Origin of the sequence: Paenibacillus sp. Y412MC10, assembly GCF_000024685.1 — a bacterium.
GTDB lineage: Bacteria > Bacillota > Bacilli > Paenibacillales > Paenibacillaceae > Paenibacillus_AQ > Paenibacillus_AQ lautus_A.
The window spans coordinates 934682-947892 of sequence record NC_013406.1 but is presented as its reverse complement, the minus strand read 5'-3'; the positions used below and the strand labels follow the sequence as shown (position 1 = coordinate 947892).

11 protein-coding genes are annotated in these 13211 nt (G+C 53.8%); 7 read left to right on the top strand and 4 right to left on the bottom strand.

Annotated elements, in window-relative coordinates; genetic code table 11:
- Positions 1 to 17: 17 nt before the first annotated feature.
- The 6 genes from GYMC10_RS04025 (at position 18) to GYMC10_RS04000 (ending at position 6180) form a co-directional block, all read left to right on the top strand.
- Positions 18 to 719, top strand: coding sequence for a response regulator transcription factor (locus GYMC10_RS04025; protein WP_036664555.1), 702 nt, complete (start codon positions 18 to 20; stop codon positions 717 to 719).
- Positions 716 to 1723 carry a HAMP domain-containing histidine kinase gene (locus tag GYMC10_RS04020; RefSeq protein ID WP_012818977.1) on the top strand — a complete coding sequence of 336 codons (1008 nt, stop codon included), beginning with the start codon at positions 716 to 718 and terminating at the stop codon, positions 1721 to 1723. The genes GYMC10_RS04025 and GYMC10_RS04020 overlap by 4 nt, the downstream gene beginning before the upstream one ends.
- A 184-nt stretch (positions 1724 to 1907) precedes the next feature.
- Positions 1908 to 2678: an ABC transporter ATP-binding protein gene (locus tag GYMC10_RS04015; RefSeq protein WP_012818976.1), complete on the top strand. Its 771-nt coding sequence runs from the start codon at positions 1908 to 1910 to the stop codon at positions 2676 to 2678.
- Positions 2653 to 4602, top strand: a complete 1950-nt coding sequence (locus GYMC10_RS04010; RefSeq protein WP_012818975.1) for an ABC transporter permease — start codon at positions 2653 to 2655, stop codon at positions 4600 to 4602. Before GYMC10_RS04015 ends, GYMC10_RS04010 begins: the two co-directional genes overlap by 26 nt.
- Before the next feature lie 43 nt (positions 4603 to 4645).
- Positions 4646 to 5257 carry a DedA family protein gene (locus tag GYMC10_RS04005; RefSeq protein WP_009594880.1) on the top strand — a complete coding sequence of 204 codons (612 nt, stop codon included), beginning with the start codon at positions 4646 to 4648 and terminating at the stop codon, positions 5255 to 5257.
- Between the two features lie 80 nt (positions 5258 to 5337).
- Entirely contained in the window at positions 5338 to 6180 is an 843-nt protein-coding gene (locus GYMC10_RS04000; RefSeq protein WP_012818974.1) for an undecaprenyl-diphosphate phosphatase, read from the top strand.
- Between the two features lie 1347 nt (positions 6181 to 7527).
- Here the strand turns inward: GYMC10_RS04000 and GYMC10_RS03995 are convergent.
- The 4 genes from GYMC10_RS03995 to GYMC10_RS03980 form a co-directional block, all read right to left on the bottom strand.
- The gene (locus GYMC10_RS03995; protein ID WP_012818972.1) at positions 7528 to 7848 is read right to left on the bottom strand and encodes a hypothetical protein; all 321 of its coding nucleotides are present in this window, start codon (positions 7846 to 7848) and stop codon (positions 7528 to 7530) included.
- A 230-nt stretch (positions 7849 to 8078) separates the two neighbouring features.
- Positions 8079 to 8978 (bottom strand): helix-turn-helix domain-containing protein, encoded by a 900-nt coding sequence (locus GYMC10_RS03990; RefSeq protein ID WP_012818971.1) that lies wholly within the window; start codon positions 8976 to 8978, stop codon positions 8079 to 8081.
- A gap of 474 nt (positions 8979 to 9452) precedes the next feature.
- Positions 9453 to 10448 carry a Gfo/Idh/MocA family protein gene (locus GYMC10_RS03985; RefSeq protein ID WP_012818970.1) on the bottom strand — a complete coding sequence of 332 codons (996 nt, stop codon included), beginning with the start codon at positions 10446 to 10448 and terminating at the stop codon, positions 9453 to 9455.
- Entirely contained in the window at positions 10445 to 11443 is a 999-nt protein-coding gene (locus tag GYMC10_RS03980; protein WP_012818969.1) for a Gfo/Idh/MocA family protein, read from the bottom strand. Before GYMC10_RS03980 ends, GYMC10_RS03985 begins: the two co-directional genes overlap by 4 nt.
- 203 nt (positions 11444 to 11646) lie before the next feature.
- On the opposite strand from GYMC10_RS03980, the gene GYMC10_RS03975 reads away from it, so the two are divergent.
- A complete protein-coding gene (locus GYMC10_RS03975) occupies positions 11647 to 13110 on the top strand; it encodes a carboxylesterase/lipase family protein (RefSeq protein WP_012818968.1) in 1464 nt (487 codons plus the stop codon).
- The last annotated feature ends 101 nt before the right edge of the window (positions 13111 to 13211 follow it).

Below are 13211 nucleotides of genomic sequence, written 5' to 3'. Positions count from 1 at the left end.
AAGGGACTATGATCGATATGTTCAAAATTTTCATTGTCGAAGACGATGCCGGGCTGGTCGGCCTGCTGAAAGAATATCTTCATAAATTCGGTTATGCGACGCAGTCCGTTCATGATTTCGAGACGGTGCGCGATCAATTTGAATCGTATGACCCTCATCTTGTGCTTCTGGATATCAATCTGCCTAAATTCGACGGCTATTATTGGTGCCGGCAGTTCCGCAGCCTCTCCACCTGCCCGATCATCTTCATCTCCGCCCGCGACGGGAAAATGGATCAGGTGATGGCGCTGGAGAACGGTGCCGATGATTATATAACCAAACCCTTTGACTACGAGATCGTCATGGCCAAAATCAAGAGCCAGCTCCGGCGGGCCTACGGGTCCTATGCTGCCGGTCAGAATGAGCGGGTCCTCAGCATCGCCGGACTCACGCTTGACGTTGAGCGTCTCTCCGTTTCGCTCGGACCGACCCAAGCGGAGCTCAGCCATACCGAAGCCAAAATATTGGACGAATTAATGAAAAAGCCCGAGCAGATCGTCAGCAGGGACCGGCTTCTGGAGAAAATATGGGATGATCAGGCCTTTGTGGACGATAATACGCTGAATGTGTACATCACCCGCGTCCGTAAGAAACTCGCCGCCCTCGGAATCGAGGATGGCCTTCAAACCGTGCGCGGGCGCGGCTACCGACTGGTACCGAGCTGGAGGGACGAAGCATGAGACTATTTTTGCAAGAACAGCGTCCCTTAATGATTGTCTACATCGCCCAGCTTCTTGTCGTTACCCTGATCTATAGGCTGGACGGTTATCGCAATTTGACGGTCAGCTTGTACGCGGGCATCATCAGCTTGCTGCTGCTCGTCGGCTATCTCGCCTTCCGTTTCATTGCCAACCGTTCCTTCTATAAACGGTTGGAGCAGCCGCTTCCGGGAGAATCCCTCACAGGCGAATCCTCGGCAGAATCCTCCCACACCCCGCTCGCCGAAGCGCTTCATCAGCTGCTGAAAACCCAGTTCCGGCATTACACCACGGATCTGCATAACTATAAGCATAAAATTGAAGGCCATCTGCAGTTCATCAACCAATGGGCCCACCAGATGAAAACGCCGATTTCGGTCATTCACCTGATTCTCCAGGATGATGACGACCCCCGTTTTGCCGCGATCGGCGACGAGCTGGACCGCCTCAAAAAAGGGCTCGATCTCGTGCTGTATACCGCCAGGCTCGATACGTTCGAGCGCGATTTCCATGTGGAAAACCTGCCGCTTCAGCGAATCGTCCGAAATGTCACGTCCGAGCAAAAGCGGCTGTTTATCCGGCGGAGAATGTACCCGTCCATCCGGATCGATTCCGGATTAACGGTGGCCACGGACGAGAAATGGCTCTCTTTTGTGCTGACGCAGCTGCTGACCAACGCGGTTCGATATACGCTGAAGGAACAAGGCACCCTCTTTTTCAACGGCTACACCCGGGAGAATCAAGTCGTGCTTGAGATAAGGGACGAAGGCATCGGCATTCCCCAAAGCGATCTCCCGCGGGTGTTCGATCCCTATTTCACCGGAGAGAACGGGCGCCGATTCCAGGAATCGACAGGCATGGGCCTGTTTCTGGTTAAACAAATATGCGACAAGCTTGGACATGCCTTCGAAATCGAATCCAAGGTCGATGAAGGAACGACGGTCCGCATCATTTTTGCGGATGCTGCGGGCCATATCGCACAATGAATTCCACCGGCAGATGGCAGGGTTCGGCAGTACAAGCTATTTAAGGCCGCTGTGGCTTATTCCCGATCTGCTTACGCCGGCAAAAGAAACCTTACAAGGTTGTAAGGTAACTGTAAGTTACGAATATGGCATGGACGCAAACGAATCTTTTACAATGATAACATCGTTATAGAGGAGTGAAGATATGCCCATCCTGAGCGTCAAGCATCTATCCAAAATCTATGAGGGCAAAGTGGCGTTCCAAGCGCTGAACAATATTCACTTCAACATCTCCAAAGGCGAATTCGTCGGTATTATGGGACCTTCCGGCAGCGGAAAAACGACGCTCCTCAATCTGATTGCGACCATTGATCAGCCCACGGCCGGGGAAGTGATCATAGCCGGACGCAATCCCCATCTGCTCGGCAGGAGCGATACCGCTCTGTTTCGGCGCAGGGAGCTGGGCTTCGTCTTCCAGCATTTCAATCTGCTGGATACGCTGACCGTTGAGGAAAACATCGTCCTGCCCCTGACGCTGGAGGGCATGCCGCTGGACGAAATGGGCACCCGGCTGAACCGGATCGCAGACCGGCTCGGGATCGGGTCCATTCTGCACAAGCACACCTATGAGATTTCCGGCGGGCAGATGCAGCGCACCGCCATCGCGAGGGCGCTCATTCAGGAGCCCTCCCTGATTTTGGCTGACGAGCCGACGGGGAACCTGGACTCCAGAGCCTCCAAAGAAGTGATGCAGACGCTTTCCGCTTCGAGCAAAGAAGCTTCCGCAACGATTCTCATGGTCACTCACGATCCGGTGGCAGCCAGCTACTGTGACCGCGTCTTGTTCATCAAGGACGGTCAACTATATAATGAAATGTATTGCGGTGACAACCGCCAAGCCTTTTTCCAGAAAATCATCGACATGCTGGCGCTGCTGGGAGGAGGAAGTCATGACCTTTCGACAATTCGCTTTTAGGAATGTCCTGAGGAACAAGCGGACCTACGCGGCCTATTTCTTGAGCAGCGCATTCTCCGTCATGATTTTCTTTGTGTGCGCGCTGTTCCTGTTTCACCCTTCCATCACGGACGAGATGTTCTATCCGGTCGTGATCCAGGCGATGGTTGGCGCTGAGCTGATTATGTACGTATTCTCGTTTTTCTTCGTGCTGTATTCCGTCGGGGCTTTCTTGAAGACCCGCAAGCGCGAGTTCGGCATTCTGTTCATGCACGGCATGACGGACCGCCAGTTTAACAAGATGGTGTTTCTTGAAAATATGATCATCGGCGTAAGCGCGATCGCCACGGGCATCCTGTTCGGCATCATTACAGGCAAGCTGTTCCTGATGGCAGGCTCGGCCTTTCTCGGAGTCCCGCCCCTGCCGTTTCGGCTGAGTCTGCGCGCGCTCGGTCTGACGATCGCGAGTTACGCGCTGCTATTCCTCATCATCTCGCTGTGCACGTCCTGGCTGTTGCGGCCCAAAGCGCTCATCGACTTGTTCCAGTCCGGACAGCGGCCGAAAACAGCGCCCAGAACATCGCCGTGGTTATCTACATTGGCGGCTGTCCTGCTGCTTGTCAGCTACGGCCTGGCAGCCACGACAAGCGCATCGACCCTCGCGCTGCGCATGTTCCCGGTTACCTTGATGACGATGATCGGCACTTATCTGATTTATTCGCAGTTAGGGGTTGCTCTCGTCCGCAGGCTGAAAGAAAGCCGCCGGTTCACCTGGAGAAGAACCAAGCTGATCTCGCTATCCAGCCTGCAGTACCGGTTGAAGGATCATGCCCAGATGTTTTCGATGGTAACGATCGTGCTGGCCGTGTCTTTTTGCTCGGTAGGCGTATTCGCCTCCATTCCGGTGCTCACGAAGCAGTTCAACGAGGACTTCCCGGCCGCCATCGGTTATCTCGCCAAAACGGGAGATACCTCCGAAGAGCAGCATTTGAACGAAATCCGGCAGGATCTGGAGTCGAGGAAAATACCGTTTGAAACGCTATCGTTTCGCGTTAAATATACGGATGCCGAACCGGCATCCGCACAGGCCGGTCCATCGGAGATTCCGTTGACGCTGATCGCGTTCTCCGACTATAAGGCGGCCGTCGTGATGGCGGGACTGCCGTTTGACGAGCAGCCGCCGAGCGGCGAGGAGGCCCTTGTCCTCATTGCTTCGCAAAACGACAGGGCTTATACCCGCAACCGGGATTACGCTTCTTACCGGCTTCGGGATTCCGGCATCCGGCTGCGTGAAATCGGTTATTCCGATCATGTCGGCGTGCCGGAATACTTGCTGCCGGAGATGGATGACGATTCCCGTTTCGGCGGTCTTGTCGTCAGCGACGACATCTTTGCCGCCGTCACGGATCCGGTCCGTCAGGAACGGTACACCGGCTTCTACGTGGACGATTTTACGGAGACGGAGGGGATCGTTCCCCATTTGGCTCCGGGCGGTGCCGTGCGCTATGAGATGGACCGGACCTTTGCGCTGGCGGTCAGCGGAACGCTGTTTGCCCTTCGGGACAGCCTGTACAACATGCTGCTCTTCGCGGCATTGCTTGTGGGCACGGTGTTCTTTATCGCGGCTGGAAGTTTCCTGTACTTCCGCCTCTATGCCGATCTGGATTTTGACCGCAGGCATTATGCCACGATATCCCGGCTCGGCATGACGGACAGGGAGTTCAGGCGGATCGTTACCGGACAGCTCGCGCTGCTGTTTTTTGTACCGATCGGACTTGCGATCGTGCACAGCATCTTTGCCTTCATCGCGCTGCAAAGCTATTTCTATTTATCCATTGCGGCTGAAATGGGCATCGTGCTGATCAGCTTCCTGATGATGCAGGTCCTGTACTTTTTCTTCATCCGCGGCCAATATCTGCGCAAGCTGAAGCAGACCCTTATATAAAGGATGGCAAAGGCCTCCTTATCTTTTGAAAGAGGTGTAACTTTTGGAAAACTGGATTACGGACATTATGGAGAAGTTCGGCTATGTCGGCATCCTGCTGATGATTGCCCTGGAAAACGTGTTCCCGCCGATTCCCTCCGAGGTCATTCTGACCTTCGGCGGATTCATGACAACCTACACGAAACTGACGGTGCCCGGCGTCATTATCGCAGCTACCATCGGCTCCGTGGTCGGTGCCGTCATCCTGTACGGGATCGGACGCCTGCTCGATGTCGAACGGCTTGAGAAAATCGTGGACCGTTGGGGGCATATCCTCCGCGTCAAAAAAGAAGACATCCGCAAGGCGGATGCCTGGTTCGATAAATACGGCTACTGGACCGTGCTGTTCTGCCGCATGATTCCGCTGATCCGGAGCCTGATCTCCATCCCGGCGGGGATGTCCAACATGAAGTTCGGCATGTTCCTGCTCTTTACGACCATCGGTACCTTGATCTGGAACGTCATTCTGGTATCCGTCGGGGCCGCCGTCGGCGATTCATGGGAAAATATCGTCGCCTTCATGGACGTCTATTCCAATATCGCTTATGCTGTAATAGCCGTGGCCGTGATCGCATTCCTGTTCTTCTTCTTCCGCAAGCGGAGAAAATCGGCTTAAGCTGGAACCACGCATTTCATGCCATGCATCATTCATATCATTACATTTTACATTTTTAAGTAAGGGAGAGACCGCAGGTCATGGATTTTTTAACCATCCTCAAAGCAATTATTCTGGGAATCGTCGAGGGACTGACCGAGTTCGCTCCTGTATCCTCTACCGGCCATATGATCATCGTGGATGACATGTGGCTGAAATCCGAGGAGTTTCTGACGAAATACGTAGCCAACACGTTCAAGGTCGTGATTCAGCTCGGCTCCATTCTCGCCGTCATCGTGGTGTTCAAGGACCGCTTCCTGGATCTCTTGGGACTCAAGCGCAAAAAGCCCGAAGCCGGCGTACCGGCCGGTACGGGCAGACTGAGACTCAGCCAGGTTATCGTCGGTTTGATTCCGGCCGGCGTTCTGGGCGTCTTGTTCGAGGACCTCATTGACGAGCATTTATTTTCCACCGAAACGGTGCTGATCGGTCTTGTGATCGGAGCCATCTTCATGATCGTTGCCGACAAGGTCAGCTCGAAAAAAGAGCCGAAAGTGGTGACTGTCGATCAAATTACGTACAGGCAGGCATTCAGCGTCGGGCTGATTCAGTGTCTGTCGCTCTGGCCAGGCTTCTCCCGCTCCGGCTCCACCATCTCCGGAGGCGTTATGCTGGGCATGAGCCACCGCGCGGCGGCGGACTTTACGTTCATCATGGCCGTGCCGATCATGTTCGGGGCCAGCTTCCTGTCGCTGCTGAAGAACTGGGAATACTTCACGCTGGAGGCTCTTCCGTTCTTCATCGCCGGATTCGTGGCGGCTTTCGTCTTCGCTTTGATCTCCATCCGCTTCTTCCTGAAGCTGATCAACCGGATCAAGCTGGTACCGTTTGCGATCTATCGGATCGTGCTCGCTGCCATTATTGCGTTGGTGCTTTATCTGTAATTAGTAGCTCAGCCTTACAGCACCATTAGAGTTTGGGAGACGCTCCGCGCACGTATCGTTCCTCCAATCGCTGTTGTCCCCGGATTTCCGAAATAATTGATTAGAAGAAGAAATCCGGGGACAAAGCATATGCTTCCGAAGCGAGCTTTCCGTTGGAAAGCTTTCAGCCGACCGCTCCGCTTTTCCGGAATCGATGCGTTCGCTCCGCTGCTTCGAGCTGAGCGGCACTTCATATTAGCAGCTGTGTTTGGGGTAAAAAAGGCAGGTCAAGATTTCATATCTTGACCTGCCTTTTGTTATCGGCGTTGCTGCACGCTCGTTATTAGTCGTGACACCTGCTGTGGTTTCGACCCGGAGCCGATTGGTTTAGTCTACGGCAGCATGGCCGCACAGGCCGATTGGTTTAATCTACGGCAGCATGGCAGTAGGCTGATTGGTTTTGCCACGGTGGCATAGCGGAACAGCCTGTTGACAAGGATGCGGGTATCTCAACTGTTTTTGGCGGGGGTGGCGACAAGGGGGTGAAAACCGGATGGTGTCAGGCGAGCGGCCGGACGACAGACGTCCAAGCATGCTCCGGACCACGCACTGTCGGCCAGAGGGCAGTGTGCACGATGCAGTTGATCCGGACCAGAGATCCGTTATTTTCAATAATTCGCCTGAATTTCAATATAAGCGGACACCAGATCCGTTATGTTACGAATTCCGGTTCGATATCCGCCTGTTTTCAGAGAATAACGGATCTCATGTCCGAAACATTTACGAATCCCCTTATTTCTCATCAAATAAGGTCCGCTGTGTCCGCTAGCGATGCGCAATGTGAGATATTCGGCTATTTTGGTACGTTATGATCAAAGATACGGTTACTTTAAAGTACAAACCATCGATTATTCAGTTACTTTAAGGTTATACTCCATTTTTATTTCCCTTATTTGTACCTGATGAGCTAAGATCCAGTTACTTCAATACTCCACGATAACAAGTTCAGTTACTCTATATTCCAGATTATAAATTCAGTTACTCTGATACATAATGAGTCAATTCATCCGGTTATTTGGTTAGTCCATGATTCATCGTACAATTCCTTTATTAGGTAATTTCAATTGTCCAGCTATTTTGACGCTACATCATCAACTATTAGCTATTCTACTGCAGAAGATCACACTCCTCGCACCGTGACAGTAGGCAGCACGCGCTTCATAACAGCTTAAATGTGTATTGGCGCCTTAAACCGATGGATCGTAGCAACGATCTTCGAACTGACCGCGTAACCCGGAGTTGTATCGCTTTTGCAGCGCCTATAAGATACCAGCCTAGTGCGCAATATCGGTTGCACTGCCTGCACGATTACAGGGTCGCTGCACCTAACCGCTCCTTTGAATAATACCGCACCTGTTTACCATGCCCATTGGCGTATTCGATCTCGGCCCGCGTGCTCTCGCCGATATACCCGTTCACATCGATCACAAAGATTTCGTCGGACATATCGATTTTGCGGAAGTGCAGCTCTTTGAGCCTGCGCTCCTGCTCCTCCGTGATCTCGATTCCGTCGCTCTGCTCAAAAAATCCAACGCTAAGGACGATATGTCCGCTAAGCGTAAGCGAAGCTTCGGCTTCTCGAAATTGCGCTTTAAACTTGGTGGAGCCGCATAGTGTAATCACCTGCATGGCACACCCTCCTTTTGGCTATATTCATGCTTTAAATGGTTCTCGATCTGGCCAGTATTCAGCGGTCAAACATCCCCCCAGGAATATCATGATGCAAGCCATCGTCCAAGGCAACAAACAGAATCCCTCCGGTATGGAGAGACTTCTGCCTAATGGTTGTATGGGGAATCCCCTATCCAGCGACGAGCCAAGATCAATCATTTCCGTAGACGGGCGCATCCCCGCATGCTTCACTCTTCAAACGATAAATTGGCGGGCTCCTCAAGCAGCTCATAGTGAACGTCAAGGTTCGTCGTCGGTACGCTGAGATCTACCTCTTCAAAGCGGAAGCTGTCCACCCACACCTTGCCTGCCCCCATAAGCAGGACGCCGATCGAGATCGTGGCGCTATCTTCAGGCACGTCCAGCACGATGGCATAGTGATTCCAGTGCGTGCTGCCGACGATGCGCCGATTGTTCATATTATCGAACTGGAGCACGTCTTCAGCGCGATTGTCGACGCGCATCCACAGTCCGCAATAGTCCTTCACGTTGTCGGTTTTGACGAATCCGGAGAACCGCATCCGTTTGCCCGCATACTTGCCGGCTTTGAACTGCTGCATCATGGTTGCAAAAGCGCCATCCTCCATCGGCGTAAGGGCTCTTAAGTAACCCGAGGTACTTCCCTGGTGGACGGTGGTCCGATCGACGCCGATCTCATAATCTTGAGGGTGGCTTCCGCTTAGGAACCAGCCTTTTAATGGGGATTGAGCTTGCTGCTGCATGTGATCCTCTCCTTTTGGATAATGTGAATGATGGGCATGAACCGCAAAGATTTTGCGGTAACGCCCCGGCGGCATACCGTACAATTTTTTGAATGCTCTCGTAAACGACTCCTGGCTCTCGAAGTGACAGTGCAGGGAAATGTCGATAATCGCAGCCTCGGTGTGCAGCAGGAGCTGCGCCGCATAACAGAGCCTTCGTTTTCTAAGGTAATCCGCGATGTTCATGCCGACCTCCCTCCGAAACAATCGGTGGAAATGATACGGCGAAAAACCGGCATAGGATGCAATATCCGCGAGGGTCAGCTGCTCCTCCAGATGCTGCTCCATGTACGCGATGCTCTTTTGGATAATACGCTGGGTACTCAAGGTCAGGCCCTCCTTTGTTATTAAGGATACCAAAAGGGAGCAAAGCGTTTTTGATCTTTTTTGCCAATTTAAGAAAACCGTCGGTCCGCTCATGTTCTCGGAGGTCTTGCCGGAAATAGCGGAGTCCCTCTGCTTGCGATTCAGGGACGCTCATCCTTTGAAGTCCCTTGAAGTCCCATTGTTCTCATATAAAAAAGCCCCCTCGATTACGAACATCGAAGGAGCTTAAATTGCAAGGTTCTCTGCCATCACTCCATCCTCAAGATGGAATGACTTCCTATCCTAAAGAGGCCAGACTGCGCCTCTAACAAAGGCATAGACCCGCACTTCACAGGCAGCGGCGCTTCCGGCCGGAAGCAGGCATGTCATCCTAAAGACGATTGCGCTGCTGCTTATTCTTCAAGGACGAATCCCTGCACGCTCACATTACATAACGGGAATTTCCCGCTCCCCGGCTTTATCGGCAAAACCGCACTATCCCTGCGGCTTCAGCTGAACGGTGCGCTTGGTGCTCGCAGACTCGTACGCTGCAATGGCAACCCGGGCGGAGAGGTAGCCGTCTTCCCCGGTAATTTCGACCGGCTTGCCGTCGCGGATGCTTTCGACAAAGCTGTTGACGAGGCCTTCGTCCATATCATCGCCCCAGAAGCTCCACGACGCTTTACCGGTCACATCGCTGTATACATCGTTCTTCTGGGCAAAAGAATCAATGTTCAGCACGCCTTTGGTGCCGATGATCTCAAGCGTTACGTCCCCCCATGTCGGGAAGGTGCGGTTGCGCGACCAGCTTGGGTCCAGCACGGCCACGACGCCGTTCGCGAATTTGACGTGGACCATGCCGGCGTCGTCAATCTCGGTATCGTTGAACAGCGTTTCCGCATGGGCGTACACTTCCTCGGCCTTGCTGCCGGTAAACCAGTGCATCAGGTCCATCACATGGACGGTATGATCCAATACGGCGCCGCCGCCCGATTTCTCCCGTTCAATAAACCAGCCGCCCGGCATGGTTCCCCGGTTGGTTCCCTTCATAGCCAAAATGTCACCGATCTGCCCTGCGTCAATCGCTTCCTTCGCCTGACGTACGGACGAAATATATCGGCAAGGAAAAGCGGTCATGAGCTGAACGCCGTTATCCTTGCATATCTGAATCATCTCCAGCATCTCGGCTTCCGATAGGCCCAGCGGCTTCTCGCAAAGCACATGCTTGCCCGCCGCAGCGGCGCGTTTGGTAATTTCCGCATGACGCGCGTTCTCCGAACAGATGACTACGGCATCCAGTTCTTGTGCCAGCAATTCATTATAGTCGGCATAATACGGAATCCCCCGGTCCACGGAGTAAGGACGAACGCGCTCCGCGTCTTCATCCGCGATTCCGATTACCTCGACGTCATCCCGCTTCAGCATGCCGAAGAGATAGCTTGCCGCATGCATATGGGCAAAGCTGATAAACCCTACTTTCACCTTTTTCATGAAACCGTCCCTCCGATCATCACGGGCTGTCCAGTTTGTGCCGATTGCTCCGCTGCCTGAGCGATTTCAACGGCGTAGCAAGCATCCTTGATGCTGACGAGCGGCTCGCTGCCGTTTCGGATGCACTCGATAAAATGCTGCACCTCGTTATAATAAGGGTCATGGAGGCTCGGACTGGAAGGAACCTGCACAGCAGCTCCCTCCCCGGCCTCGGCGCTAGCCAATTTCAAGTCCAGGGACTGTACCTGATTGCTGTCGAATCGTACGATGCCTTGGTCTCCCGAGATCTCGAACTGCGTCGTAAATGGACCGGGATACCCCCAATATCCGGTTAGACTCGCGATGGCGCTATTTTTAAAATGAAGCGTAAGCTGGGCGTACTCCATCTGCGGCTCGGTCCGCTTCACGGTCGAAGCATATACCGACTCCACTTCCCCGAACAGCCAGCAGGCAAAATCGATGTCATGAATCATCAGATCCATGATGACGCCGCCGCTCTTGCCAGGGTCGTTGTACCATCCATCCATTCCCTGCGGGTAGGAACCGTACCGCTTAAAGTGAGCCATCTTCGGCGTTCCGATATTCCCCGAGCGGGCCTGCCGATAGGCATCGTGATAGTTCGGGAAGAACCGGACGACATGTCCGATAAACAACCGGACTCCGTGCTTCTCGCAGGCCGCCTTCATCTCCTGCGCATCCTCCAGCGTTAATGCTGCCGGCTTTTCGCAGATGACGTGCAGCCCTTTTTCAGCCAGTTTCAGTACAGACGGTTTGTGGAGATAGGTGGGCAGACACACCGCAACCGTTTCCAAATCTTTTTGTTCAAACAGCGACTCTACTTCCGTGTATGCCTTCGCCCCGGTCAAAGCTGCAGCGCGCTCCGCTCGTTCGGCGTTTATATCGACCACGCCCGTCACCGTTACTCCCGGCATTTTCGCCAAATTGTGCGCATAGGCCGTCCCCATCGTGCCGCAGCCCAATATCGCTATGTTCATGCTTATCCCTCCAGTATGCCTATAATGACATGGATCATCAGGTGATGCCGTATCCGCCGTCCGCGATACCGCCCACCCTGTTACATTCTTCATGTAACATGACATTCCTGCCTGTATTCCTCAGGATTCGTGCTTTTTTGAACTTATGCCGCTAACTTGGTAAAGTGTATATATAGAGCAGAGAGAAAGGGTGTAGCGAGAACATGTCAGAACTTGTCGTACAAACGAAAGACGGGCGCATTCAAGGCCTTACGGAAAACGGAGTGCGCGTATGGAAGGGAATTCCCTATGCGAAGCCACCGGTTGGCCCGCTGCGGTTCCGTTCTCCTGTGCCCCCCGATTCATGGGACGGGATTAGAGAAACCACCGCTTTCAGTCCCATGTGCCTTCAGCCGCTTGAATCCACATCCAGCATGCTTGGCGGCGGCGTGACCAAGACGGTATCCGAGGATTGCCTATATCTCAATGTGTGGGCACCCCGGAACATGCCAGCGGAGCCGCTGCCCGTCATGGTATGGATTCACGGGGGCGCTTTTGTCACAGGCTCGGGCAGCTTGCCAAGCTATAACGGCGCGCCCTTCGTTCTCCGCGGAGACGTGATCGTGGTTACCCTCAATTACCGGCTGGGTCCCCTCGGCTTTCTCCATCTCTCTCCATACGGTGAAACCTATTCCTCCAATACCGGTTTATTGGACCAGATCGCTGCCCTGGAATGGGTCCGGGACAATATCGCGGCCTTCGGCGGCGATCCGGAGCGGGTTACGGTATTCGGGGAATCAGCGGGCAGCATGAGCATTGCAGCGTTACTGGCGATGCCTGCAGCCAAGGGACTGTTCCACCGGGCGATCATGGAGAGCGGCGCTGCCCAGGTCATGGTTCCGGAACAGGCACGGATGATAACAGCCGGCTTGCTTAAGGAGCTGGACATTACGCCTGACAATATCCATCAGCTGGATTCCCTGACGGGCGAGTCGATATTCGAAGCCGGGGAACGGCTGAAGAAACGGATCGGACCCAGCGTCAACATGATCTTTCAACCGGTTCTGGAACCGGACACTTTGCCGCATGATCCGCTGCAGGCCGTTCAATCGGGATGGGCCAAGGACGTGCCGATCCTGATCGGAACGAATCTTGATGAGGGGGCTTTGTTCTTCCGGCCGGACATGCCGCTTGTGAAGGAAGACGTTCTAGTCCGCACCGTGGAGATGATGACCGGCATTGAGGATGCCTCTCCCATCACCAAGGAATACCCGTACAGCATCGACGGGCATGCCCAGATTATGACCGACCTGTACTTCTGGCGCTCGGCCCTGCAATTCGCTTCCGCGCAGTGCAAACACGCGCCGGTATGGATGTACCGGTTCGATTGGACCTTGCCGGACCATCCGGTGCTCGGCAAAGCGATGCATGCCCTGGAAATCCCGTTTGTATTCAACACGCTGGCGCTGTTTGAGAACATCGGCGTTCAAGTCGATGCGGCCACGCAAGCCCTGTCCGACCGGATGCAGGATGCCTGGATTGCATTTGCGCGCAGCGGCTCGCCGGATACGGAGGCGCTGCCGTGGCCTGCTTATGATCCGGTTTCGCGTTCCACGATGATATTCAACAACGACAGCAGGATCATCGAGGACCCGGATGCGAAGAAGCGGGAAATGCTGCAATTATAATAAGGACACGCCATAAACCAGGGGATCCTTCGCCTATTGGAACCCTGGCGGCAGCAAAAAAGCTGTATTCCAGGCATGACATCATGCCGGAATACAGCTTT